At 72.8% G+C, this 23,848-nt stretch carries 25 protein-coding genes and 1 pseudogene; 11 read left to right on the top strand and 15 right to left on the bottom strand.

Annotation, left to right across the window (positions count from 1 at the left end; genetic code table 11):
* Nucleotides 1-41: 41 nt before the first annotated feature.
* Nucleotides 42-980, bottom strand: coding sequence for a DUF4349 domain-containing protein (locus ACFV9W_RS23130; protein WP_385763831.1), 939 nt, complete (start codon nt 978-980; stop codon nt 42-44).
* A 152-nt stretch (nt 981-1,132) separates the two neighbouring features.
* Between ACFV9W_RS23130 and hemG the strand changes: the two genes are divergently transcribed.
* Together hemG and hemQ are read left to right on the top strand one after the other, a co-directional pair.
* Nucleotides 1,133-2,626: a protoporphyrinogen oxidase gene (gene hemG / locus ACFV9W_RS23125; RefSeq protein ID WP_385763829.1), complete on the top strand. Its 1,494-nt coding sequence runs from the start codon at nt 1,133-1,135 to the stop codon at nt 2,624-2,626.
* A 4-nt stretch (nt 2,627-2,630) separates the two neighbouring features.
* A complete protein-coding gene (hemQ, locus tag ACFV9W_RS23120; protein ID WP_385763827.1) occupies nt 2,631-3,362 on the top strand; it encodes a hydrogen peroxide-dependent heme synthase in 732 nt (243 codons plus the stop codon).
* A gap of 72 nt (nt 3,363-3,434) precedes the next feature.
* Here the strand turns inward: hemQ and ACFV9W_RS23115 are convergent, their stop codons facing one another.
* The 5 genes and pseudogenes from ACFV9W_RS23115 to ACFV9W_RS23095 form a co-directional block, all read right to left on the bottom strand.
* Nucleotides 3,435-5,045 (bottom strand): alpha/beta hydrolase, encoded by a 1,611-nt coding sequence (locus ACFV9W_RS23115; RefSeq protein WP_385763825.1) that lies wholly within the window; start codon nt 5,043-5,045, stop codon nt 3,435-3,437.
* 106 nt (nt 5,046-5,151) lie between these two features.
* Entirely contained in the window at nt 5,152-5,934 is a 783-nt protein-coding gene (locus ACFV9W_RS23110; protein WP_385763823.1) for a TIGR04222 domain-containing membrane protein, read from the bottom strand.
* Nucleotides 5,935-6,161: 227 nt separating this feature from the next.
* Nucleotides 6,162-6,926: pseudogene (locus ACFV9W_RS23105) on the bottom strand (DUF4142 domain-containing protein); the annotation flags it as partial.
* 193 nt (nt 6,927-7,119) lie between these two features.
* On the bottom strand, nt 7,120-8,427 hold the full coding sequence (locus ACFV9W_RS23100) for a DUF692 domain-containing protein (RefSeq protein WP_385763821.1): 1,308 nt from the start codon (nt 8,425-8,427) through the stop codon (nt 7,120-7,122).
* A gap of 234 nt (nt 8,428-8,661) precedes the next feature.
* Nucleotides 8,662-9,399: a peptidyl-tRNA hydrolase gene (locus ACFV9W_RS23095; protein ID WP_385763819.1), complete on the bottom strand. Its 738-nt coding sequence runs from the start codon at nt 9,397-9,399 to the stop codon at nt 8,662-8,664.
* A gap of 416 nt (nt 9,400-9,815) precedes the next feature.
* Here ACFV9W_RS23095 and ACFV9W_RS23090 point away from each other — a divergent pair, with 416 nt between their 5' ends.
* Together ACFV9W_RS23090 and ACFV9W_RS23085 are read left to right on the top strand one after the other, a co-directional pair.
* On the top strand, nt 9,816-10,652 hold the full coding sequence (locus ACFV9W_RS23090) for an ATP-binding cassette domain-containing protein (protein ID WP_385763817.1): 837 nt from the start codon (nt 9,816-9,818) through the stop codon (nt 10,650-10,652).
* Complete coding sequence (locus ACFV9W_RS23085; protein ID WP_385763815.1) at nt 10,649-11,317, top strand: ABC transporter; 669 nt, start codon at nt 10,649-10,651, stop codon at nt 11,315-11,317. The genes ACFV9W_RS23090 and ACFV9W_RS23085 overlap by 4 nt, the downstream gene beginning before the upstream one ends.
* Before the next feature lie 19 nt (nt 11,318-11,336).
* Here ACFV9W_RS23085 and ACFV9W_RS23080 read toward each other — a convergent pair whose 3' ends face one another.
* A complete protein-coding gene (locus ACFV9W_RS23080; protein ID WP_385763813.1) occupies nt 11,337-11,522 on the bottom strand; it encodes a hypothetical protein in 186 nt (61 codons plus the stop codon).
* 29 nt (nt 11,523-11,551) lie between these two features.
* Nucleotides 11,552-12,436 carry a polysaccharide deacetylase family protein gene (locus ACFV9W_RS23075; protein WP_385763811.1) on the bottom strand — a complete coding sequence of 295 codons (885 nt, stop codon included), beginning with the start codon at nt 12,434-12,436 and terminating at the stop codon, nt 11,552-11,554.
* 87 nt (nt 12,437-12,523) lie between these two features.
* Here ACFV9W_RS23075 and ACFV9W_RS23070 point away from each other — a divergent pair, with 87 nt between their 5' ends.
* On the top strand, nt 12,524-12,886 hold the full coding sequence (locus tag ACFV9W_RS23070) for a DUF6479 family protein (RefSeq protein WP_385763809.1): 363 nt from the start codon (nt 12,524-12,526) through the stop codon (nt 12,884-12,886).
* A 20-nt stretch (nt 12,887-12,906) separates the two neighbouring features.
* On the opposite strand, the gene ACFV9W_RS23065 is transcribed toward ACFV9W_RS23070, so the two are convergent.
* A complete protein-coding gene (locus tag ACFV9W_RS23065) occupies nt 12,907-13,158 on the bottom strand; it encodes a WhiB family transcriptional regulator (protein WP_385763807.1) in 252 nt (83 codons plus the stop codon).
* 221 nt (nt 13,159-13,379) lie between these two features.
* Here ACFV9W_RS23065 and ACFV9W_RS23060 point away from each other — a divergent pair, with 221 nt between their 5' ends.
* On the top strand, nt 13,380-13,703 hold the full coding sequence (locus ACFV9W_RS23060; protein ID WP_385763805.1) for a plasmid stabilization protein: 324 nt from the start codon (nt 13,380-13,382) through the stop codon (nt 13,701-13,703).
* A gap of 7 nt (nt 13,704-13,710) precedes the next feature.
* Complete coding sequence (locus tag ACFV9W_RS23055) at nt 13,711-13,950, top strand: hypothetical protein (protein ID WP_385763803.1); 240 nt, start codon at nt 13,711-13,713, stop codon at nt 13,948-13,950.
* A 15-nt stretch (nt 13,951-13,965) separates the two neighbouring features.
* Here the strand turns inward: ACFV9W_RS23055 and ACFV9W_RS23050 are convergent, their stop codons facing one another.
* The 3 genes from ACFV9W_RS23050 to zapE all read right to left on the bottom strand — a co-directional run bounded on the left by ACFV9W_RS23050 (nt 13,966) and on the right by zapE (nt 17,551).
* Nucleotides 13,966-14,844, bottom strand: a complete 879-nt coding sequence (locus ACFV9W_RS23050; protein WP_385763801.1) for an ABC transporter substrate-binding protein — start codon at nt 14,842-14,844, stop codon at nt 13,966-13,968.
* A gap of 124 nt (nt 14,845-14,968) precedes the next feature.
* Nucleotides 14,969-16,351, bottom strand: coding sequence for an alkaline phosphatase PhoX (locus ACFV9W_RS23045; protein ID WP_385763799.1), 1,383 nt, complete (start codon nt 16,349-16,351; stop codon nt 14,969-14,971).
* Between the two features lie 129 nt (nt 16,352-16,480).
* Nucleotides 16,481-17,551 (bottom strand): cell division protein ZapE, encoded by a 1,071-nt coding sequence (gene zapE, locus ACFV9W_RS23040; protein ID WP_385763936.1) that lies wholly within the window; start codon nt 17,549-17,551, stop codon nt 16,481-16,483.
* An 82-nt stretch (nt 17,552-17,633) separates the two neighbouring features.
* Between zapE and ACFV9W_RS23035 the strand changes: the two genes are divergently transcribed.
* From ACFV9W_RS23035 to msrB, 4 genes are all read left to right on the top strand, one after another.
* Nucleotides 17,634-18,446: a pyrimidine reductase family protein gene (locus ACFV9W_RS23035; RefSeq protein ID WP_385763797.1), complete on the top strand. Its 813-nt coding sequence runs from the start codon at nt 17,634-17,636 to the stop codon at nt 18,444-18,446.
* A 183-nt stretch (nt 18,447-18,629) separates the two neighbouring features.
* Nucleotides 18,630-19,103 carry an indole-3-glycerol phosphate synthase gene (locus ACFV9W_RS23030; RefSeq protein WP_385763795.1) on the top strand — a complete coding sequence of 158 codons (474 nt, stop codon included), beginning with the start codon at nt 18,630-18,632 and terminating at the stop codon, nt 19,101-19,103.
* 108 nt (nt 19,104-19,211) lie between these two features.
* Nucleotides 19,212-20,615, top strand: coding sequence for a UDP-N-acetylmuramate--L-alanine ligase (gene murC, locus ACFV9W_RS23025; protein WP_385763793.1), 1,404 nt, complete (start codon nt 19,212-19,214; stop codon nt 20,613-20,615).
* 5 nt (nt 20,616-20,620) lie between these two features.
* Complete coding sequence (msrB, locus tag ACFV9W_RS23020; protein ID WP_385763791.1) at nt 20,621-21,028, top strand: peptide-methionine (R)-S-oxide reductase MsrB; 408 nt, start codon at nt 20,621-20,623, stop codon at nt 21,026-21,028.
* Nucleotides 21,029-21,049: 21 nt separating this feature from the next.
* Here msrB and ACFV9W_RS23015 read toward each other — a convergent pair whose 3' ends face one another.
* The 3 genes from ACFV9W_RS23015 to ACFV9W_RS23005 are packed head-to-tail and all read right to left on the bottom strand — an operon-like array spanning nt 21,050 to nt 23,827.
* A complete protein-coding gene (locus tag ACFV9W_RS23015; RefSeq protein ID WP_385763934.1) occupies nt 21,050-21,715 on the bottom strand; it encodes an ADP-ribosyltransferase in 666 nt (221 codons plus the stop codon).
* A gap of 43 nt (nt 21,716-21,758) precedes the next feature.
* On the bottom strand, nt 21,759-23,054 hold the full coding sequence (locus ACFV9W_RS23010; RefSeq protein ID WP_385763789.1) for a cytochrome P450: 1,296 nt from the start codon (nt 23,052-23,054) through the stop codon (nt 21,759-21,761).
* Nucleotides 23,051-23,827, bottom strand: coding sequence for an alpha/beta fold hydrolase (locus ACFV9W_RS23005; RefSeq protein WP_385763787.1), 777 nt, complete (start codon nt 23,825-23,827; stop codon nt 23,051-23,053). The genes ACFV9W_RS23010 and ACFV9W_RS23005 overlap by 4 nt, the downstream gene beginning before the upstream one ends.
* Nucleotides 23,828-23,848: the final 21 nt, after the last annotated feature.

The raw sequence follows: 23,848 nt of genomic DNA, 5'->3' as shown, positions 1-23,848 counted from the left end.
CCGGGGGTGCGGTCGCGGGGCTCTGTCCCGGACCCCGCGCCTCAGTCGCCGGCCGGGCTCGAACGGCGGGACCGTACGAAGCGGGTGGTCAGGAATGCCAGCAGGGCCAGGACCGCCGCGAACGGGAGGGTTGCCGCCAGTGCCATGCCGATCCACTTCAGGCCGGTGGTGAAGGCGTTCCAGCCGCCCGACAAGGCGTCCAGGATGCCGGGGTCGTCCTTGTGCTTCGCGGGGGCGGGCGGAGGCGTTTCGGTCAGGCGGAGGGTGATCGTCGCGAGGCTCGTGCGGTTCTTGAGCGAATCCTGCTGCGCGAGCAGGGCCTCCAGCTCCGACTGGCGCGTGCCCAGTTCGCCCTCCAGGGTCACCACGTCGCTCAACTTCACCGCCCGGTCCATCAGTTCCCGCACCCGCGCCACGCTCGCCCGCTGCGACTTGATCCGGCTGTCGACGTCCACGACCTGGTCCGTGACGTCCTTCGCCGTCACGTTCCGCTCCAACAGGCGTCCGCCGCCCGAGATTTGGTCGAGGACCTCCGCGTACGACTCCTGCGGTACGCGCAGGGTCACGCGGGAGCGCTCGTGGCCGTGGCTGTCGCGGTCGGTCGTCTCGTCGCCGATCATGCCGCCCGCGTTCTCGGCGGCGGTACGGGCCCTGTCGAGCGCGTCCGGGACGTCCTTGACGCGTACGGAGAGGTGGGCGGTGCGGATGATGTGGACGCCGGTGAGCTTCGGCGGCTTCTTGGCCTGTTGTCCGGAGGAAGAGCTGGACTTGCCGTCCGAACTGGACTTGCCGCCGCCCGCGCCGGCCTCGTTCGGAGCCGCCACGTCCTTGTCGTAGGACGAGCTCTTCGAGCCCCCGTCGTCGCCGCCCGCCCCCGAACAGCCCGTCAGGGCGAGCGCCAGCGCGAACAGCGCCGCGACGGGCAGGGCCAGCGGGCGGCGTGGCCCGCTGGTGCGTGTCTTCGTACTGGGAAAGCGCATGGACGTAACCCCCGAGGGTCGTGACGGTCGTCGGACGCCCCTTCGACGCGCGAATCCCCCGAACGGTGGTTGCCGAGCGGTCCCGAAGCGGTCACGGTCGGGACACGTCCACAGGCGTCAATCACACGCTGACGTTCTGACAAAGTGGGGGCATGCGTGAAGCGGACACTGTGACGAAGACGGGTCGGGGCAGGCGGGGCAGGAAGGTCCTCGTCATCGGTGGCGGAATCGCCGGCCTCGCGGCCGCCCACCGGCTGCTCGCCGGGAGCGAGCGGGGCGGGCCGGTGCACGTGACCGTCCTGGAGGCCGGCGACCGGCTCGGCGGCAAGCTGCGCACCGGCGAGATCGCCGGCGCACGCGTCGACCTGGGCGCCGAGTCGATGCTGGCCCGCAGGCCCGAAGCGGTCGGCCTCGCCCGCGAGGTGGGCCTCGGCGACCGGTTGCAGCCGCCCAGCACGGCGACCGCCTCGATCTGGACCCGCGGCGCCCTGCGGCCCATGCCGAAGGGACACGTCATGGGCGTGCCCGGCACGGCCGACGCGCTCGCCGGGGTGCTCTCCGACGAGGGCCTGCGCCGCATCCGCCGGGACGACCACCTGCCGCCCACCCACCTCGGCGAGGACGTCTCCGTCGGCAGGTACGTCGCCGCGCGCCTGGGCCGCGAGGTCGTCGACCGGCTCGTCGAACCGCTGCTCGGCGGCGTGTACGCGGGCGACGCCGACCTGATCTCGATGCGCAGCGCCGTGCCGCAGCTGTTCGAGGAGGCGGGCCGCCATGTGTCGCTGACGGAGGCCGTTCGCGCCATTCAGGAGCGTGCCGCGGCCAACCAGCAGACCGGGCCCGTGTTCATGGGCATCGACGGCGGCATCGGCACGCTGCCGGGCGCCGTCGCCGACGCCGTGCGCGCCAAGGGCGGCGAGATCCTGCTCGGCGAGCGGGCCACGTCCCTCACCATCCGTGACGAGCTCTGGCGCCTCGGCACCGAGTCCGGCCGCACCTTCGAGGCCGACCAGGTGATCGTGGCGCTCCCCGCCCCCGCCGCCGCGAGCCTGCTGCGCACCGCCTCCCCGATGGCCTCCCAGGAGCTGCGCCGCATCGAGTACGCCTCCATGGCCCTGATCACGATGGCGTTCCGCAAGTCCGAGGCCGACCTCCCCGAGGGCAGCGGTTTCCTCGTCCCGCCGGTCGACGGCCACACGATCAAGGCCGCCACGTTCGCCTCCCGCAAGTGGGGCTGGATCGAGGAACAGAACCCGGAGCTGCTCGTCGTACGGACCTCCGTCGGCCGCTACGGCGACGAGAAGGACCTCGGCCGCGAGGACACCGACCTCGTCGACCTGTCCCGCCAGGACCTGCGGGAGGCCACCGGCCTGGGCGCCGCGCCCGTCGACGCGCACGTCACGCGCTGGAAGGACGGACTGCCCCAGTACCCCGTCGGGCACGCCGCCCGCGTCGACCGGATCCGCGAGCACATCGCCGCCGTGCCGGGCCTCGCCGTGTGCGGAGCCGCGTACGACGGCGTCGGCATCCCGGCGTGCATCGCCAGCGCCTACGCCGCCGTGGACATGCTCGGCGGCGACACCGCGGCCCTCGACGAGCTGAAGGCCGACCCGGTGCAGAGCATGCACGGCGGAGCAGGAGAATGAGGACATGAGCGACGACACCCCCAACACCGACGCCGCGCGCGTACCGAACAAGGGCAAGCTGGCGAAGGATCTCAACGAGACCATCCGCTACACCCTGTGGTCCGTCTTCAAGCTGAAGGACGTGCTCCCGGAGGACCGCGCCGGTTACGCCGACGAGGTCCAGGAGCTGTTCGACCAGCTCGACGCGAAGGACGTGACGATCCGCGGCACGTACGACGTGTCGGGCCTGCGCGCCGACGCCGACCTCATGATCTGGTGGCACGCCGAGACGGCCGACCAGCTGCAGGAGGCGTACAACCTGTTCCGCCGCACCAAGCTGGGCCGCGCCCTGGAGCCGGTGTGGTCGAACATGGCGCTGCACCGCCCCGCCGAGTTCAACCGCTCGCACATCCCGGCGTTCCTCGCCGACGAGAACGCGCGCGACTACGTCTCGGTCTACCCGTTCGTGCGCTCCTACGACTGGTACCTGCTGCCCGACGACGAGCGCCGCAAGATGCTCGCCGACCACGGCAAGATGGCGCGCGGCTTCGCGGACGTGCGGGCCAACACCGTCGCGTCCTTTTCGCTCGGCGACTACGAGTGGATTCTCGCGTTCGAGGCGGACGAGCTGCACCGGATCGTCGACCTGATGCGGCACCTGCGGGCGTCCGAGGCGCGGCGGCACGTCCGTGAGGAGGTTCCGTTCTTCACGGGGCGCCGGAAGTCTGTGGCGGATCTGGTGGCTGGGCTCGCCTGATCGGTGCGCCCACCCGGCGCCGGGGTCGCGGGGCTCTGCCCCGGACCCCGCGCCTCAATCGCCGGCGGGGCTTCAATCGCCCAGTGGCTTCGGTTCCTTGTGGGGGGCGCAGGATGCCGCACCGTTGTCGGGCAGCTCGCCGTCGAGGAGATATGAGTCCAGACGGCCGTTGACGCACTTGTTCGGGCCCGCGCCGATGCCGTGGGTGCCCGCCTCGCGTTCGGTCACCAGGGCGGAGCCCGCCAGGCGGCCGTTGAGTTCCTGGGCACCCTTGTACGGCGTCGCGGCGTCCCGCTCGGCCGCGAGGATGAGGGTCGGCGGGAGTTCGCCCGGGGACGTGCGCACGTCGACCGGCTGTTGCCGGGGAGTCGACCAGTACGCGCACGGCAGGTTCATCCACGCGTTGTCCCACGTCTCGAACGGGGCGCGCTTCGCGAGTTCCGTGTTGTCGCGGTCCCAGGTGCGGAAGTCCGTCGGCCAGGACGCGTCGTTGCACTGCACCGCCGTGTAGACGGCGTTGCTGTTCTCGTCCTCCTTGGCGGACGCCGGGATCGGCGAGGCCTGGTCGACGAGCGGCTTCGGGTCGCCCTTCACATAGGCGGAGAGCGCGTAGGCCCGCAGCGGCCAGTAGTCGTCGTAGTACCCGGCCTGCAGGAACGCGGACTGCAACTGGGCGGGCCCGACCTTGCCGCCGGCCGGCTCGCGGGACAGTTCCGCGCTCACCTTCTCGTACGCCGCCTGGACCTTATCGGGCGTCCGGCCCAGGTGGTACGCCTTGTCGTTGCGGGCGACCCACGCCTTGAAGTCGGTCCAGCGGCGCTCGAAGGCGGCCGACTGTTCGAGGTTGTTGGCGTACCAGATCCCCTTCGGGGACGGGTCGACCGCCGAGTCGAAGACCATCCGCCGCACGTGCGAGGGGAACAGCTCGGCGTACACGGCCCCGATGTACGTGCCGTACGAGGCGCCCAGGAACGTCAGCTTCTTCTCACCGAGCGCGGCCCGCAGCACGTCCAGGTCACGGGCGTTGTTGAGCGTCGTGTAGTGCTCGATCTCCGGGTTCCGCTCGGCGCACCCGCGCGCGTACGCCTTCGCCTGCGCGATCCGCTTCTGCTTGTACGCCGCCGTGGGGTGGGTCGGCGACTCGGACGGGCCCTTGAGGCGCTTCTTCGGGTCCTCGCACGACAGCGGCGCCGAGCGGCCGACGCCACGGGGGGCGTAACCGATCAGGTCGTACGCGGCGCCGATGCGCCGCCACTCCGGCTGCGCGCCGGCGATCGGGAAGTACATGCCGTTGCCGCCGGGGCCGCCGGGGTTGAAGACGAGCGAGCCCTGCCGTGCGACCTTCCGCCCCTTGGCCTTGTTCTCGCCGGTGTCCTTGCCGGTCGCCTTCGCGCGGCTGACGGTCAGCTTGATCTGCTTGCCCATCGGGTGCGCGTAGTCGAGCGGGACGGTGACGGTGCCGCACTGGATCGGCTTCGGCAGATCCTCCACCTTGGGGCAGCTGCCCCAGTCGATGCCCGCGTCCGCGGCGCGCAGCGCGGCGACGGTGCTGCCCGCGGTGTCGGCGGCGGCGGGGCGGGGAGGCGTGGGCGCGGCGGCGCTCGCGTCGGCCGCGGGGGCGGTGACCAGAGCCGAGAGGATCAAGGATCCCGCGGTGGCGCAGAGGGCTGGGGCTGCTCGCATCGCTCGATCCTTGGGGCGCCGGTCGGCGAAGTAAAGGACCAGGTCGTGGGTGTCGTAACCATGACCCTGATGCGTGGTGACTGCCGACTTCGGTGTGCGGGGCAGGTCAGTCGGTGGTATGCCGCCCCGGGCCGGACAGCGCCGCGCGAAGCTGCGGGTCGTCGACCGCCCGTACCCCGCGCACCGCGACGGCGAGCAGGCTGCCCGCGTCCAGCGGCCGGCCCGCGAGCAGCCGCTGCCCGGTCGGCGAGGCCCAGCGCGTGTACGGGTGGATCTCGACGCGGGCGAGCGTCAGACAGCTCAGCGTGAGCAGCAGCGGAAGCCCGAACCACAGTGCCACCGGGCCGCCTTGCCGCGCACTCTCGCCCGGCAGCAGGACCGCCAGCGCGCCGAGCACCAGCACGGCCGCGGCCGCCTGCCGGACCTGCCGTACCGCGCCCGTGAGCGTCGTCCGCTCCCGGTCGGGCACCGCGAGCCCGGCCGCGACCAGGCGTTCGGCGAGTGCCCGCACCGCGTCCCCGGCCGCGGCCGTCGCCCGCAGCGGCGCGATCCTGGCCTGCCCCTCGGGCCCGATGGCGCGCAGCACCGAACGCTCCATGGCGTCCTCGGCGACCGGGTCGACGACGGTCGCCCAGCCCGTGTGCGCGAGCAGCAGGCGCCGGTTGCGGGCCATCGACACGAGCGTCACCTCGGCGACCCGCTCGGGTCCGCCCGACAGGAAGGCGGTCTCGTACAGGGACAGTTCGTGGTCCCGGTGTGCGGCGACGACGTACGCGTCGCGGCCCGTCGCGCGTTCGCTCTCGGCGGCGCGCACGGCCGCGAGACACAGCCGTCCACAGGAGACTCCCGCGACGGCGCAGGCGACGAGGAGGAACAGCACCCACAACATGCGCAGTTTCTACGACAGTTGCCCGGATACCGCTACGTCTCGCCCACGATGTGGACGGCCTGTTATCGCGTCGTGACGTTCGGTCCCGCGGGTTCGGCCGCCTTGGCGTTCGGCTGAGTCTTTGGCTGGGACTTGGGCTGGGACTGGGACTTGGGCTGGGACTGGGTCTGGGACTTGGGCTTGGATTTGGCCGTGGGGTCGGCTTTCGGCTTGGTCTCGGGCTTGGTTTCGGGCTTCGGGCTGGACACCGCCGGCGGCAGGGGGAACGACGGGGTGGGCGACGGCGACACCGGGGTCGCGGAGTCCGGTGCGGAGGTCGGGCCCGGCGGGGCGGGGGAGCGGGTCGCGGGCGGCGGGCTCGCGGTGGCGCCGTCGCGGGCGACCGCGTCGAAGTCGACCAGGCCCGTTGCCTCCAGGACCTTGATGTGGTCGAGGACGGTGGTGTTGGCGTCGTCCGCGAGTTCCCGCACGAGCGCGTTGCGGGTCGCGGCGCGCACCTGGGCGACCAGCGAGAAGACCTGCCCGTGGGCGCGGCGCAGGATGTTGGCGAACTTCTGCTCGTAGTCGGTGCCCTTGGCCGCGGTCAACTCCCGCAGCCAGCGCTGCTGTTGTGCGTTCGGCTGGCTGGGCAGCTCCAGGTTCATCCGGGCCGCGACCTCGCGGACCCGGGCGTCCAGGAACGTGTGCCCCTCGACGAGGTGCTCGCCCGCCGTCTCGACCGCCTCGCTCGGCGCCCGCTCCTGGGCCTGCTGTCCGGCAGGCAGCTCCCACAGCCCGGCGAGCCGCACCTTGGTGATGAAGAGGCGGTCGGTGGCGGACAGCGGCCCGAATCTGGTGGACACGGTCTGGGCGTTGAGCTCGTCGAGCCCGGTGCCGGAGCGGTCCGCGTACGACCACAGGGGGAAGACGAGTGCGGCCAGCGTCGCCACGAGTCCTGTGACGATGAGGGCGGTGCCGGTGCGGATGGCGCGGGGCGGGGTCGGTCGCAGCATGGTGCCTCCTGGTGCGACATCGCACGCTAGCCTCCGGCGGGGGAGCAGGGTGGGCATCGGCGGGAGTTACGTCACCTGCGGTACGTATGCGGGCACATGGGCTGCACCGGCGTTGCGGACTCGGGGCTCTGCCCCGGACCCCGCTGCTCAATCGCCGCAGGGGCTTGATTTGCTCACCTGCACCGCAGGGGGGCTAGATGCCTCGCCGCAGGGCGAACGCCGCCGACTTCAGTGCCCGGGCCACCGGGCGGCCGGACAGGGGGCGGGGGCCCGAGCGGTCGAGCCACCAGTGGGTCAGTTCGCGGCGGGCGGCCGTGGCCTGGACGCGTTGTGCGAGCAGCAGGTCCTCGGCGAAGTCGAGTGCGTCGCGGCGGTAGCCGCTTGTCATCGCGTGGCGTCGTGCGTACCCGAGGAAGAGCGAGCGGTAGGTGGATTCCCCGAGTATCAGGGGCAGTTCGGGTGCCACCCTCGCGACGATGTCGGCCCGCTTGGCCGCCAGCGCGCGGCTCTGCACGGCGAGGCGCGCGCGGTCGAAGCCCTCCGGGGCCGGGGTGCCCGCGACGAGCGCGGACAGCAGTGCGGCCTGGTCGAGGGCGAGTCGCTGCCGTGCGGCGGCGTCGACGGGCGGGGCGGCGGGTGCGGCAGGCCGGTGGGACGGGGCCTGGGCGCGCGGGCCCGACCCGGCCGCGACCGTCTCCCGGATGACCTCCACCTCGCGGCCCAACTCCCCGAGGTCCTCGGGGAAGTTGTCGTCGCGTTCGAGCAGCACTCCCGGCGGGGTCACCCGCGAGGCCAGTTCGGCCAGTACGTCGAGGACGGCCGGCGGCACCGGGTGCGCGTGGCTGTCGTGCCAGACGCCGTCCCGCTCGAAGCCGCCCGCGACATGCACGTACGCGATGGCCTCGACCGGCAGTTCAGCGAGCGCCTTCGCCGGGTCCTCGCCGCGGTTGACGTGGTTGGTGTGGAGGTTGGCCACGTCGATGAGGAGCCGTACGCCGGTGCGTTCCACCAGCTCGTACAGGAACTGGCCCTCCGTCAACTCCTCGCCGGGCCAGCCGAACAGTGCCGCGATGTTCTCCACCGCGAGCGGCACCGGCAGCGCGTCCTGGGCGATCCGTACGTTCTCGCACAGCACGTCGAGCGCGTCGCGGGTGCGCGGCACGGGCAGCAGGTGGCCCGCCTCCAGGAGCGGCGACGCGGTGCGCTCACCACCGGCCCGTACGAACGCGATGTGTTCGGTGACCAGCGGAGCGGCGAGTGCCTCCGCGCAGGCGGCGAGGTCGGCGAGCCGGCCCTCGTCGGGGCGGTCGGCGCCGCCGAGGCCGAGCGAGACGCCGTGCGGCACGACGGTGACGCCGCGCTCGCGCAGCCGCCGCAGGGAGTCCGGCAGATGCCCCGGACACAGATTCTCGGCGACGGCCTCGACCCAGTCGATGCCCGGCATGGCCTCGACCGCGTCAGCGATCTCGGGCCGCCAGCCGATCCCGGTACCCAGCTCCATGGAACTCCCCCTCCTGCGCCCGGCTTCCTGAAGTCCTGACCGCGACGGGGCGGCCCGAACCCCTGAGCGGGCACGTTCAGAGCAACATTTGAGGTTTCACCCGAGGTACCGGCGGTCACCGGGGGCCCGGGGGGAACCGACCCGTCCTCCTACGGAGTGGGGTAGCCTTCCGAGTGGCCCCGGCCGTCCGTCATCCCCCGTGCGGACGGGCGGGGTCTTTACGTGCCCGAACGCTCAGAGGCGGGCCAGGCCGGGCAGGAAGTCGCCCGTCCGGGGCCCCTCCGACACGACGGTGTCGCTGGGCGGGATCTCCGTGAACCCGGCATCCCGAACGACGGGCAGCCCGCCCGTGGTCAGCGCGGGCCAGCGCTCCGGGTCCGCGGTCCGCACCGACAGCGGGAAGCCCGCCTCACGCCACTCCTTGCGCTCCGCGTCGGACAGCTCCCACCAGGCGAGCTGGGCGCCGTGCCCGGCCTGCGCCATGGTCTTGCCCGCGGTCATGCCGAGGTCGGGGTTGAGCCACATGACCGGGGCCGACGGGTCGGCGGCGGGCGGCGGTTCCGGGTCGTCGAGGTCCGTGCCGGAGACCTGGAGGCGGGCCAGGTCCTTGGGCCAGCCGTCGAGTGGGACCGGCGGGAAGACCCGTACCTCGGCGGAACCGGTGGTGACTTTGATCCCGTCGAGGGCCTCGGCGCGCCGCCACTCCGCGCCCCTCGCCCGCCGCACCACCTTGCGGATCCGGGCGTCCTGCCAGTCGCGCATCGCCTGCGCCCACTCGCCGTCGCCGACGGACCGCTCGTCCGAGAGGATCACCAGCACGGCGCGCGCCGCGGCCTCCAGGGCGTCCGTCCGCGTCGGGGGCGCGGCCCGCTCGATACGGACGACGAGCGGCAGCACGAACTGCGGCGCGGTGTCGCGTGCGCTCGGCTCGGAGCGGAAGGGGGTGTCGGTACGGGGAGCGTCGCTGGTCACCGGTCCAGTCTGCCAGGCGGCCGTCCGCTCCCCACGCCACGGGGCTCCGCCCCGGACCCCGCTGCTCAATCGCCGCAGGGGCTTAAATCTCGGCTGCCGCTGGGGCGTGGATACTTCGGCCGCCGCCGAGGCGGCTTGAATGTCTCGGCTGCCGTCGGGGTGTGGATGCTTCAGCTTCCGCCGGGGCGTGGATGTCTCGGCGGCTGCCGGGGCCTGAATGCTTCGGCCTCCCCGAGGCCTGAGTGCCTCGGCTTCCGCCGAGGCTTGAACGCCTCGGCCGCCGCCAGGGCTGAAAGATCGCTGTGGGCCCCCGGGCCCCCGGGCCCCCGGGCCCCCGGGCCCCCGGGCCCCCGGGCCCCCGGGCCCCCGCGCCCCTGGGCGCCGGGGGCCGCGTGCCCGTACGGCAGCATGACCGCATGCACGTCACGCTTCGCGGCGCGGGTCGCCGTTATGGGCTCGGTGGGCCATGGGTGCTGCGCCGGGTCGATCTGGATGTGCCCGAGGGGGCCGTGCTCCGGGTGCGGGGGGCCAACGGTGCGGGGAAGTCCACGTTGCTGCGCCTCGTCGCCGGGGTCGACGCGCCCTCCGAGGGGCGGGTCGTCGGCCGACCGCGGACCGCCTTCGTACCCGAACGTTTCCCGCCCGCCCTGCCGTTCACCGCCCGCGCCTACCTCACGCACATGGGCCGCATCCACGGCCTGTCCCGGCCGACGGCCGCGCGGCGGGCGGGGGAGTGGCTGGAGCGGTTCGGCGGCGCCGAGTATCTGGGGACCTCCCTCGCCGAGCTGTCCAAGGGCAGCAGCCAGAAGGTGGCGGTGGCCGCGGCCCTGCTCGCCGAACCGGAGCTGCTCGTCCTCGACGAGGCCTGGACCGGGCTCGACACCGCGGCCCGCGACACCCTCGACGGCGCCGTCGCCGAACGCGCTGCGGCGGGCGCCGCCGTGCTCTTCGTCGACCACGACCCGCGCCGCCTCGCCGCCACCGCCGACGCGACGTACGAGGTGGACGGGGCGACGGTCCGGCGCATCACGGGGGCCGGCGGCGGCGCCGTGGTCGTCGACGCCGCCGGTCCCGCGGGGCACGAGCCCGCGCTGCCGCACCCGCACACCCGCGTCCGCCTCGACCCCCGCACCGTACGGATCACCACGGACGCCGCGCACTCCGACGCCGTGCTGCGCACGCTGCTCGCCGCCGACCCGCCCTGGCACATCGTCGCCGTCCGCCCGCCCGAGCCCACGGAGGACAAGGGATGACCGCGGCCCTGCTCGCCTACCAGTCCGCCCTGCTGCTGCGCTCGCAGCGCTGGCTCGCGCCGGTCGTCCTCTACGCCGCGTTCACCGCCGTCGGCGTGCAGGCGGGGCAACCGGTGCTGGACTCGCTCGCGTACACCGCCGCCGCCCTGCTCCCCGTGGGGGCCTGGCTGGCGCGGATCTGTGTCAGCAATGAGCCGCCCGCGGCCCGCGGTTGCACCGCCGCGGCGACGGCGCCGTGGCGCGCCCACCTCGCGAGCCTGACCGCCGCGTTCCTCGCCACGGTGACCGTCGGCCTCGTGGCGACCGTGGTCGTGGCCCTGATCAGCGACGGGGTGAGCACCGACCGCCTGGTGCGGGTGGCCAGAGGGCCGGCCGCCGGGGCCGGGCTGCTCGCCGTACTGGTGTGCGCCCTCGTCGGCACCGCCGTCGGCGCCGTCACGACGTGGCCCGTGGTGCGCGGCACGGGCCTCGGCGTGGCCGGCCTCGTGCTGTGCTCGCTCGTCGCGCTGATCGCCCCCGGGTCACCGGCGAAGTCGGTGGTGAGCGCCCTGGTGACCGGGTCGCAGGACGGGGTGGTGCCGGTCCTGCTGCTGCCGCTGGTGGGGGCGGCGGCGGTGGCCGGGGTCTGCGCGGCGGCCGCCTGCGCCCTCGCGTCGCGCCGCTGACCGGGCCCGGTCCTGCCCGCTATCCGGAGCAGGCCCCGCGCTGTGCCTCCTGCCACTCGCAGACCGGGCACAGCGTGCTGCCCTTCGTCGACTCCGGGTACTCCGTGGGCTCCCGGCACAGCACGCACTCGGCGAACGGTTCGTCCGTCGCCGCCGCGGCGGGTGCCGGGCGCTCCTCGGGGCCACCGGCGCAGTAGTCGCTCATGCCCCCAGCGTACGTACCCGCGCCCGCGCTCACGCCCCGCGCGCGGCCCCCACCAGGTCCGACACCCGCACGAACCGGTAGCCCTGCGCCCGCAGCCGCGGCACCACCGCCCGCACCACCCGCTCCGTCGTCGGCGCCGCGCTGCGCGTGCAGTGCATGACGACGACCGAGCCGGGCCGCACTCCGTCGAGCACCTGCCGGGTCACGGCGTCCGCGTCCGTGGCGAACGCGTCCCCGCTGACCACGTCCCACTGCACGGCCGTCACCCCGGTCGGTGCGAGCGCCCGCAGGGCCGTCCGGTCGTAGCAGCCGCCGGGGAACCGGAAGTACGGCACGACGTGCTCGACCCCCGCCTTCCGGAAGGCCGTGAAGGCGCGGTCGACGTCGGCGCGCATGCCCCGCGCGGGCACCTGCGGCAGGCCGTAGCAGTCGCCCGTGAAGGCGTAGTGGCTGTACGAGTGGTTGGCGACCTCGAACAGCGGGTCCCGGCCGATGTCCTTGGCGGCCGCCGGGTACTCCTCGGCCCAGCGCCCCGTCATGAAGACGGTGGCCGGTACCTTCAACTTCCGTAGCGTGCGCACCAGTTGGGGGTTGTCGAAGCGTTCCCCGGCCCGCGCCCGCGCCCCCTGGTCGGCCGTCATGTCGGCGTCGAAGGTGAGCGCGACGGTCCGCTCCTTCATCGCCGCGCCGCGCTCGAGGACGGGGGTGGTGCCGCCCGGCCCGGGCGCGAGGGTGGGCTTGGCGGTCGGCCTCGGAGTCACTGTCGTCTTCGGCTTCGGGGAGCTCTCCGGGAGCCCGGCGGACCGCGTCGCGCCCGGGACTCCCGACGAGGCGGTCCCACCGCACCCGGCGAGGCCGAGAGCGAGCGCGCCCAGGGCGCAGGTCACCGTCACACGGCGTACATGTCTGATCACACATCGAAGGTATCGTCGGATTCTACGTAAATCGTGCAAATCGGACCGATGGGGGCGTGATCCCGTTCTGCGGGGTACCCGGCACGCATGACGACACCAATGGCTTTCCCCGACCTCGCGACCTCGGTCGTTCCGTTCGTCGCGGGCCTTGTGATCGCGCTCGCGCTGATCTGGGCGGTCTGGATGGGCATCAGGTTCCGCCGCCGGGAGCCGGGCCCGCCCGACCCGGCCGACCAGCCGAAACTCCCCCGTACGGGCGCGGTCCACGAGGTCCGCGAGATGCGTGAGCCCGACGAGGTTCCGCACACGGAGGACGGCTCCCGGCTGACCCCGCACGAGCTGAACGGCCACGGCAGCGCGACCAGCAGGCGCAGCAAGGACCAGCGGCCGCGCCGCTGGGGCCGGGGCGGCAGCGGCGCGTTCGGCAGCGGCGGCCCGGGCAGCACCTGACCGGGCGGGGCGTCACGTCCTCAGCGCGTGGCCCGGGCGCGTCGGCGCTCGGCCCGGAGCAGGCCGGCCCGCTCGGTCTCCGACGTGCCGCCCCACACCCCCGTCGTCTGCCCGGTGGCGACGGCCCACCGCAGGCAGTCCATGATCACCGGACAGCGCCGGCAGACCTCCTTGGCCGCTTCTACGTCGTCGACCGCGGGCCCGGTGGTGCCGACGGGGAAGAAGAGGTCGGGGTCCTCCTCCACGCACGCCGCCCTGTCCAGCCACTCCATCTCCGTGTTCCTCACTGGCAACGGCATGCGGCGGCGGGTGCCCACAACACCCGTGCGGAAACGCGGAGTTTGGGCGCCGCGGGCCGGGGGACCCGGGGCGCGGCCGAGAGGCCAGGGGAGCGAAGGGAAGCCGGGGCCGGGGGGCGAATCCCCCCGGCCCCGGCGTCGCACTGCGACATGGAGCGGGAGGGGCTACAACGGAAGGGAAGGGAGTGAGCCGCATGCCGAGCGGATCGAACGCCAAGCGTGAGCGCCAGTACGAGAAGATCAAGAAGAGTGCCGAGGACCGGGGCGAGAGCACGTCGCGGGCCAAGGAGATCGCCGCACGCACGGTGAACAAGGAGCGCGCGAGGAGCGGCGAGTCGAAGAAGGCGAGCCGCACGTCGACGCAGGACATCTCCTCCGGCAGGCGCGGCGGCCTGCGTTCCCACAAGGGCTCCGGCGGTCCGACGAAGGATCAGCTCTACGAGGAGGCCAAGGACCGGGGCGTCGAGGGCCGCTCGAAGATGAACAAGTCCCAGCTCGCCAAGGCACTGGGGCGCTGATCACCTCATGGACAGGGAACCGGACGCCGTCCCGAGGGACCTCCCCGACCAGCAGGCGGACACCGACGAAGAGCCCGGAACCGACGGGCCCGGCACGAACCCGGAGCCGGAGGACGGGGCCGAGGAGGCCCCGGAGCCCGACGTCACCGTCCCCGACTCCGACGTGGCGGGCACCGGCCGCGCCGGGGCCCCGCACGCCCCGGGAGTCCGCCCCGACCAGCCCGTCCCCGACGAGCCCGCCGACTGACCCGCCGGCGCCCCGCTAGCGCCCCCGCAGCGCCCCCGCCACCTGGTCGAAGAGTGCCGCGTGGGCGCGGGCGCTGGCGGGGACCTCCGGGTTCCACGGCAGCACCGACGCCCGTTCGGCGACGGCCGCCCAGTGCGGGTCGGCCGCGTACTGCTCGCGCGGCGCCGCGTTGGCGCGCGCGTCCGACAGGATGACGTCAGGGGCGAGTTCCGCGACGTCCCGCCACGTCCCGGTGTACCAGTTGGCGCCGGGCCCCTCGGGCGGCGCCACCATGCGTACCCCGAGACCGCCGAGCGCGCTCAGGTCCGGCCATTTGGTGGGCCGGGCCAGATGCACCGCGTCCGCCCCGGCGGCCGAGAGCGCCAGCACGCCGACGCCCCGCGCCGCACGGGCCGCGACCCCCAACTGCCGCTCGGCGCGCGCGAGGTCCTCCCGCGCCTCCGCGGGCTCGGAACTGCCGAGCGAGCGGCCGAGCTCCGCGAAGCGCTCCCGCACCCCGCCGAGCGTCCGGCCCTGCCCCACGTCGATCACGGCGACGGGGACGTGCTCCTCCAGATGCTTCGCCGTGTCGGGCTCGATGCCGTACACCTGCCCGCCGCCGTACGTGAGCGCCACGACCAGGTCGGGGCGCGCCGCGAGCACGTCGTCGAGGCCGAGCCCCGCCCCGGCGCCCAGATACGCGACGTCCTCCAGGGGCAGCGCGCCGGACTTGGCGCGGTCCGGCTCGGCGCCGTCGTGGAACGAGCCGAAGATCCCCACCGGGCGTATGCCCAGATCCCACAGGCCCGCCCCGGCCTGTATATAGGCGACGACGCGCTGTGGCGTCTCGCGCGCGGACGTGAGGTGTCCGCGGTCGTCGGTGAACTCCCAGGCTGTGGTTGACCGTTCTTCCATGGGGGGACCTTGCCCAGGGGCCCCGCCCGGCACGCGGTGCGCCACCCGCGAAAACCGGCCAGGCGAACAACCGTCCCCTCGAACGAGGGAACGGCCGCCGGTCTCACGCAGTGGTGCTCAGCGCCTAGTGCCAGGGCCCCGTCACGGCGAACGTCGTCCCAGGCGTATAGCAGTTCACGAACATCGTCTCGCCGTCCGGCGAGAACGTGACGCCGGCGAACTCGCCCCATTCGGGCTCGTCGGGCGTCCCGATGTTCTGGCGGCCGCGCGCCATGGCGTACACCTCGCCCTTGCGCGTCACGCCGTACACGTGCTGCGCGCCCTCGCCGTCCTCGCACACCATCAGGCCCCCGCTGGGCGCGAGACAGATGTTGTCGGGCTCCTCGCCGGGCAGTTGGACGTCGGTGTCGGGGCCGAACACGATGACGAGCGTCAGGCGGCGCGACGACGGGTCGTAGCGCCAGATCTGCCCGAAGTGGTCGGCGGCCGAGCCCTCGCGGCTGCGGGCGTACGACGACACGAAGTAGACGCTGGAGCCGCCCCAGTAGCAGCCCTCCAGCTTCTGGGCGTGGGTGATGCCCTTCGGGCCGAAGTCCTGGTTGCGGATGGGTGTCTGCGCGGCCAGCGGGTCCGGCACGTCGACCCATTCGATGCCGCTGAACGTCGCCCCGGTCTCCTGGATCGCCGACAGGTCCGGCACGCCGGGCACCCGCATCGCCTGGAGCCTGCCGCCCGCGCGCAGCGAACCGAGGCCGCCCTTCGTGTTCTTGGGCAGGAAGCGGTAGAAGAGGCCGAAGGGCTTGTCGAAGGCGTCCTCCGTCTCGTACACGATCCCGTTCCTGGGATCGACGGCGATCGCCTCGTGCTGGAAGCGGCCCATCGCGGTCAGCGGGACGGCGCCCGAGCGGTGCGGGTCGACGGGGTCGACCTCGAAGATGAAGCCGTGGTCCTTCGTGTAGCCGTTCGTACCGGCCTTGTCCTCGGTCTCCTCGCAGGTCAGCCAGGTGCCCCACGGGGTGGGCCCGCCCGCGCAGTTGACCGCCGTGCCGGCGATGCCGACCCGCTCGGACACGACGTCGTTCTTCCGGCCGACGGAGAGCACGGTGCAGCCGCCCTTGCCCATCGGGTCGTACGTCAGACCCTCGACGGTCGGCACCCCGATCTTCCCGGTGACCCGGTTCTCGTGGTTGCGCACGAGGTGTACGCGGCCCTGTCTGCCGGCGAAGGCGGCCATCCCGTCGTGGTTCGAGGGCACCTTGCCCTCGCCGGAGCGCAGTGGCTCGCCCTCCCGGGACAGGACCTTGTAGCGGAAGCCCTTCGGGAGATCGAGCAGCCCGGCCGGGTCGGGCACCAACGGGCCGTATCCGGCGCGTCCTTGGGCGGCGGCGGAGCCGGCGAACAGCTCGGAGAGGTTCCCCGCGAAGGCGATGCCCACTCCCAGGGCGCCGGAGCGGGCGAGGACCTGACGGCGGGTCGTGGACTGTCGTGCGTCAGCGGTGCGTGACATGGGTGCGACCTCCTGCTGGCGGACAGGAACTGTGACCCGGCTGTGTTTATCACGTGCCCTTCGCCTCGGGAACCACGCGCGTAGCGCCCGCGTTTCGCGCACCCACCCACGTAGCGCCCGACCTGGGGGTTACTCGTGCACGAGACCCTTCGCGTCGCGCGCGAGCGCGGTCAGCCGGGAGATCGCCCGGAAGTACTTCTTCTTGTACCCGCCGTTCAGCATCTCCTCGCTGAACAGCTTGTCGAACGGCTGACCGGACGTCAGTACCGGGATCTCCCGGTCGTAGAGCCGGTCCGCGAGGACGACGAGCCGCAGCGCGGTCGACTGGTCGGGCACGGCCGCCACATCGGTGAGGCAGACCGCCTTCAGGTCGTCCGTCAGCGCCCCGTACCGGCTGGGGTGCACGCGCGCGAGGTGCTCCAGAAGGTGCGGGAAGTCGTCGAGCGAGGCGCCCTCGGTGGCGTACGCCGCCTTGGTGACCTGCTCGTCGGTGAACGGCGAGGGGGCCTCGGGGAGGCCGCGGTGCCGGTAGTCCTCGCCGTCGATGCGCAGCGGCCTGAAGTGGGCCGACAGGCCCTGGATCTCGCGCAGGAAGTCGGCGGAGGCGAACCGGCCCTCACCGAGCTTGCCCGGCAGCGTGTTCGAGGTCGCGGCGAGCGCGACACCCGCCTCGACCAGCTTTCCGAGGAGGGACGACACGAGCACCGTGTCACCCGGGTCGTCCAGCTCGAACTCGTCGATGCACAGCAGCCGGTGCCCGCTGAGCGTCTTCACGGTCTGCTGGAAGCCGAGCGCGCCCACCAGGTTCGTCAGCTCGACGAACGTGCCGAAGGCCTTGAGCTGGGGCTCGGCCGGCGTCGCGTGCCACAGGGAGGCGAGGAGGTGCGTCTTGCCGACGCCGTACCCGCCGTCGAGGTAGACGCCGCGCGGCCCGGTCGGGGCGGCGGGCTTCCTGGCGAACCAGCGGCGCTTGCCGGTGCCGGACGCGTGCGCCCCGCCGAGGCCCGCCGCGAAGCCGCTCAGGACCTGGACGGCCTCGATCTGGCTGGGCTGCTTCGGGTCCGGAATGTACGTGTCGAAGCGCGCGGAGCTGAACCGGGGCGGCGGCACCATCTCGGCGACCAGGCGCTCCGCGGGGACATGCGGCTCACGGGCGCACAGGGACAGCGGCGCGGCGTCGGGTATGGGGCTGATGCCCATCTGGCTGGACTCCCGGGAGTCGGCGGCTTCGAGGGATGGCGACACGGTCACTCAGCTTAGTCGCCGTGCCACACTGCACGTCATGCGACGCCTGTTCCCTGTGACGTACGAAACAGCAGATGGCAAGGGGTACGAGGGGAGGGAGGCGAGCCCGGAGGGGCGCGAGTGGAGCCTCGACGAACTCGCCGACGCCTATGCCTACCCGCCCGAGGCCGGGCACGCGCCGTGGCTGCGGGCCAACATGGTCTCCACGCTCGACGGGGCCGCCCAGCACGACGGCCGCTCCCAGCCCATCTCCTGCGACACCGACATGCGGATCTTCGGCACGCTGCGCGCGCTCGCCGACGTCGTCGTGGTCGGCGCGGAGACGGTCCGCCTGGAGGGCTACCGGCCCGCCCGCGCGCGCGAGGCGTTCGCGGAGCGCAGGAAGGCCGCCGGGCAGGGGCCCGCCCCGCGGATCGCCGTGATCAGCGCGAGCCTCGACCTCGACTTCGGCCTGCCGCTGTTCTCCGACCCGCTGGTGCCGACGCTGCTGCTGACCGGCGCGGGGGCCTCGGCGGACCGCGTCGCGGCGGCGCGCGCGGCGGGCGTGGAGGTGCTGATCGCGGGCGACGGCGCCGCGGTCGAACCGGACCGCGCGGTGGCGGCGCTCGGCGAGCGGGGCCTGCGGCGGCTGCTCACCGAGGGCGGGCCGAGGATGCTCGGTCAGTTCGTGGCGGGCGGGGTACTCGACGAGCTGTGCCTGACCGTGTCCCCGATGCTGACCGCGGGGGACGCCCAGCGGATCGCGGGCGGCTCGACCCTGGCCGTGCCGGAGCGGTTCGAACTGGCGTCCCTACTGGAGGAGGAAGGGTTCCTCTTCAGCCGTTATGCCCGGCAGCGGGGCGGACGGTAGCCGCTACCGCGGGTAGCGCGGCGACATTCGGCGGAATGAGTCGTTCCGTTTAGCGTTGGCTGGGCACACTACATCTCGTCAGACCCCGTGCGAATGCGGGGCAGGATGGTTTCCGCAGGTCCGCTGGTCCACCCGGAGGGTCGTCGTCAGTCGGCCCACGGTAGGAGAAGAAGGGCGCCCGTCGTGTTCACGAGCGTATTGATGATCGAGAAGGCTCTGACCTCCGCCGACGTGGAGTTCGTCACCACGTTGCACGGAGAGGAGGAAGTCTCCTTCCACGTGCTGCTCCAGCCCCGCGGGGACCAGGCCGACCGCCTGCTGCGGGCCATCGACGACGTCGCGATGGGGGAGTTCGACGAGGCGGGCAAGGAGAGCGAGGTGCCCGAGGGCGACGAGGCCAAGGGCCCCGCGGAGAAGGCCCTCGCCGTCTCCCTCGCCGCGCTCCACCAGGCGGGCAGCGAGGCGGTGGGCCGCCTCATCGAGGACCACCCGCTGGACGCCCTCAAGGCGCTCGTCGACGAGGTGAAGGCGGACGAGGTCATCGTGCTGACCGATCCGCACTACGTCGAGGAGTTCTTCCACCGGGACTGGGCCTCGCGCGCCCGCCACCAGGTCGGCGTACCGGTCCTGAAGCTGTTCTCGCACAGCAAGGCGTAACGGGGAGAGGTGCGGGGCGGCGCGGGTCGAGGCAATAGGCTGGGGCCCGTGCCGTGGTCGGCGTGACCACGGATCAAGGACATCCGAGAACCCCAGGGGAGACCACGCATGGCACCCGGCCTGCCGCATTCCGCCGCCGACATGGACCGACCGCACTTCATCGGCATCGGCGGCGCCGGCATGTCGGGCATCGCCAAGATCCTCGCCCAGCGCGGCGCGCGGGTGGCGGGCAGCGACGCCCGCGAGTCCGCGACGGCGCAGGCGCTGCGCGAGCTCGGCGCCACGGTGCACATCGGCCACGACGCCGCGCACCTCGCCTCCGACGCCACCTGCGTGGTCGTCTCCTCGGCCATCCGCGAGGACAACCCGGAGCTGGCCCGCGCCACGGAGCTGGGCATTCCGGTCGTGCACCGCTCGGACGCCCTCGCCTCCCTGATGGACGGCCTGCGCCCGATCGCGGTGGCGGGCACGCACGGCAAGACGACCACGACGTCGATGCTCGCCGTGTCCCTGAAGTCCCTCGGCCTGAACCCGTCCTACGCCATCGGCGGCGACCTGGACGTCCCCGGCTCCAACGCCGACCACGGCGAGGGCGAGATCTTCGTCGCCGAGGCCGACGAATCGGACCGCAGCTTCCACAAGTACGCGCCGGAAGTCGCGATCATCCTCAACGTCGAGCTCGACCACCACGCGAACTACGCGTCGATGGACGAGATCTACGAGTCCTTCGAGACCTTCACCGGGAAGATCACCCCCGGCGGCACCCTCGTCATCGCCGCCGACCAGGCGGGCGCGGCCGAGCTGACCCGCCGGGTCCGGGACACCACGTCCCTCAAGGTCGTCACGTACGGCGAGTCCGAGGGCGCGGACATCCGCATCCACAAGATCACCCCGCGCGGCCTGACCAGCGAGGTGACCGTCCTCCTGGACGGCAAGCTGCTGACCTTCACGGTCTCGGTCCCCGGCCGCCACTACGCGCAGAACGCGGTGGCGGCGCTCGCCGCGGGCGTCGCCATGGGCATCCCGGCCCGGAACCTCGCCTCGGCGCTCAAGTCGTACACCGGCGTCAAGCGCCGCCTCCAGCTCAAGGGCGAGGAGAGCGGCGTCCAGGTCATCGACTCCTACGCCCATCACCCCACGGAGATGACGGCGGACCTGGAGGCCATGCGCTCGGCGGCCGGCGACGCCCGCATCCTCGTCCTCTTCCAGCCGCACCTCTTCTCCCGCACCCAGGAGCTGGGCAAGGAGATGGGCCAGGCCCTCGCGCTCGCGGACTCCTCGGTCGTCCTCGACATCTACCCGGCCCGTGAGGACCCGATCCCCGGCATTACCAGCGCCCTGATCATCGACGCCGCGCGGGACGCGGGCGCCGACGTGCAGGCGGCCGACGACAAGGACGCGGCGGTCGCCACGATCGCGGGAATGGCCAAGCCCGGAGATCTTGTTCTCACCATGGGCGCGGGCGACGTCACGGACCTCGGCCCGCGGATCCTTGACCAGCTGAAGGGATGAGGCACATGTCGTACGACGTCGAGAAGCCGGACGAGCAGTGGCGCACGGAGCTGACCCCGGCGGAGTACGCGGTGCTGCGCCAGGCCGGCACGGAGCCCGCGTTCCGCGGCGAGTACACCGACACGAAGACGAAGGGCGTCTACGGCTGCCGGGCCTGCGGCGCCGAGCTCTTCACGTCCACGGAGAAGTTCGAGTCGCACTGCGGCTGGCCGTCCTTCTACGACCCGAAGAACACCGACGCCGTGGAGCTCATCGAGGACCGCTCCCACGGGATGGTCCGCACCGAGGTGCGCTGCGCGCGCTGCGGCTCGCACCTCGGCCACGTGTTCGAGGGCGAGGGATACCCGACGCCCACGGATCAGCGGTACTGCATCAACTCGATCTCGCTCACGCTGAGCCCCGAAGGGGAGTGAGGTCCGGCGGCCCGGCGGCGCTCACTGCGCCGCCGGCGCCGCCGTCGCGGGGCGGAAGCCCGGGTTGCTCACGCACTCCGACATGCGTTCGGTGTTGGTCTCCTTGTTGATGGGGCAGGCGCCGATGACGAAGCGCGAGGAGACCCCTCCGGGGAAGGCGACCTCCACCTGATCGGCGTACTTGTGCGTGTCGCCGATGGTCTCGTTCACGTCGATGCCGTTCGGGGCGTCGATGTAGTAGTTGTACGCGCCGCCCTTCATCCACTTGGTCCACTTCTTGAAGAGGTCGTGGTCACGGGTGGTGGAGACGAACGGCGACGGCTGGTTCTTGAGGACGTACTGCTCCAGGTCGTACTGGCCGTTCACGGTGTCCTTCGGCGCGAAGCCCTCCTTGAAGATCACCGCCGGGGCGCGGCCGTCCGCCCGGTACAGCGTCTGGCAGTCGTCGCGGTACTCCGGTTCCGGCGAGATCCGCTCCAGCGGGACGCGGTTCACGGCCGCGTAGAGGCGGTCCGGGACGACGGGGCAGGAGGGCGCCGCCTTCGCCATGGAGGCCGCGGGCTTCGCGGTGGCGGAGTCCGGGGCACTGGCCGTGGCGGACGGCGCGGAGGCGAGGGCCAGCACGGAGACCGCGGCGGCGGGCAGAGCGGCGAGGCGGCGAGCGGTACGGGGAAGCTTGTTGATCATCATGAGCAGAACCTTCGGGTGCCACGACCAAGATCCCCGCCAATCACCGGATCGTGGGCGTGTGCGGGTGCGTCTCCACCCGGAGTTCCTTGATCCCGTTGATGAAGTTCGAGACGAGGCGCTTCGGCGGTGCCGCGAGCGTCAGGGCCGGGAGAGCCCGGCCCACCTCCTCGTACAGCGCCTGGAGTTGGAGGCGCGCGAAGTGGGCGCCCAGGCAGACGTGCGGGCCGTTCCCGAACGAGACGTGCGGGTTGGGGGTGCGGGCCAGGTCCAGGGCGAAGGGGCCGCGGAAGACGCGTGCGTCGTGGTTGGCGGAGGCGTGCAGGACGACCACCTTGTCGCCGCGCCCGATGCGGGTTCCCGCAAGGGTGGTGTCCTCGGTCGCCGTGCGGCGGAAGGTCAGGACCGGCGGGTGGCGGCGCAGCAGCTCGTCGAGCACGAGCGCCAAGTCGGCCTTTCCGGAGCGGAGTTGTTCGTACGCGGCCGGGGCCTCGGCGAGCAGGGCCAGGCCGCCCGGGGCGGCGCTGCGGACCGTGTCGTTGCCCGCGATCGTCAGCAGGAAGAAGAACATCTGGCGTTCGGGCGGCGTGAGATCGGGGTCGGTGGCGAGCGTCGTCATGATGTCGTCGGCGGGGTGGGCGCGCTTGTGGGCCGTCAGTTCGTCGGCGTACGCGAACATGTCGGCGAGTGCGGAGGGGGAGCGCGGGTTCACCGGCGGGCCCGTGGCGGCCTCCGGTGCCTCGTCCGGGTCCTGGTAGCCGATGACGCGGCGCGTCCAGTGCAGGAGGAGCGCGCGGTCGGACTCCGGGACGCCGAGGAGGTCGGCGAGGTTCAGGAGGGCGTAGTCGTCGGTGACCGTGGAGACCAGGTCCACCGTGTCGGTGTCTTTGTCTTGGTCTTTGTCTTTGTCTTTGTCCGCGGTCTCGGTCTCGTCGAGTGCCTTGCGCAGCAGGGTTCTCGCCCGGTCGCGCACCGATTCCCGGAACGCCTCCACGCGGCGCGGCGTGAACGCCCGGCTCACCAGGCGGCGCAGCCTGCCGTGGGCCGGCGGGTCCTGGTTGAGCATCATGCCGCGGATGAACGGGAGGTCCGCCGGGTCCGGATCGCGGATCTGGGTGGCGCCCAGGTGTGAGGAGTACGCCGACGCGTCCTTGAGGACCCGGACCACGTCCGCGTGCCGGCTCACCGCCCAGAAGCCGGGCCCCTCCGGCCAGCCGAGGACCGCGGGCTCCGGCTGCCAGGACACCGGGTGGTGCTCGCGCAGCGTCCGGTAGCGCTCGTGCGGGACGCCTTCGGCGTACAGGCGGGGGTCGAAGACGCCGGGGACGGCAGGCGTCACGAGCGGTCCGCCCGCAGGAAGTCCTCCATGACGCGGATCAGCGAGAGCGGCGCCTCGTCCATCGCGTAGTGGCCGCACACGGGCAGGTCGACGAGCTCGCCGCGGGTGAACCAGGTCAGCCACGTCGAGCGCATCAGGGGCGCGGCCAGGGCCGGGTCGAGCTGCCCGGTGACCGCGAGCGCGGGGACCGTACAGGGCTCCAGGTCCGTGTGGAAGTCGTCGCCGGTCCACGAGTCGAGCCAGGCCCGGAACGCCTTGGCGTCGCTGCACGCGAGCGAGCGCTCCACCATGCGGTCGAGCCACGCGGCGGGGCGTACGCCGCCCGTGGTGACATCGATGATCGCGCGGCGGTTGGCGGGCGAGGAGTCGGCCGTCACGAACAGCTCCCACTGCTCGGGCGGCATCCGAAGACCGGACGCCGGAACCGGGGAGATGCCCACGATGCGGCGCACCCGGTGCCGCGCGTTCGCCACCACGCGCTGCGCCACGCTGCCGCCCATCGAGTGCCCGATCAGCGAGAACCGCTCCCAGCCGAGCCGGTCCGCGAGGTCGAGCACATCCGCCGCGGCCTCGGCCGTCGTGCACGCGCCCGGTGTCTGTTTCGCCTCCCCGTAGCCGCGCAGATCCACGAGCGCGTACTGGAAGGAGGTGCGGTCGAGGTCGGGCACGATCGGCGCGTAGGCGGCGCGGTCGGCGAACCAGCCGTGCACCGCGATCACCTTGTGCGGGCCCTCACCGTGCAGTTCGTACGGCAGGACGAAGGACGAGGCCACGTCGACTCCCCAGGGTGTGGA

Origin of the sequence: Streptomyces sp. NPDC059897 (assembly GCF_042730865.1) — a bacterium.
Taxonomy (GTDB): domain Bacteria; phylum Actinomycetota; class Actinomycetes; order Streptomycetales; family Streptomycetaceae; genus Streptomyces.
Note: the sequence above shows the minus strand (reverse complement) of the source record. Positions and strands in the feature narration are given on the sequence as shown.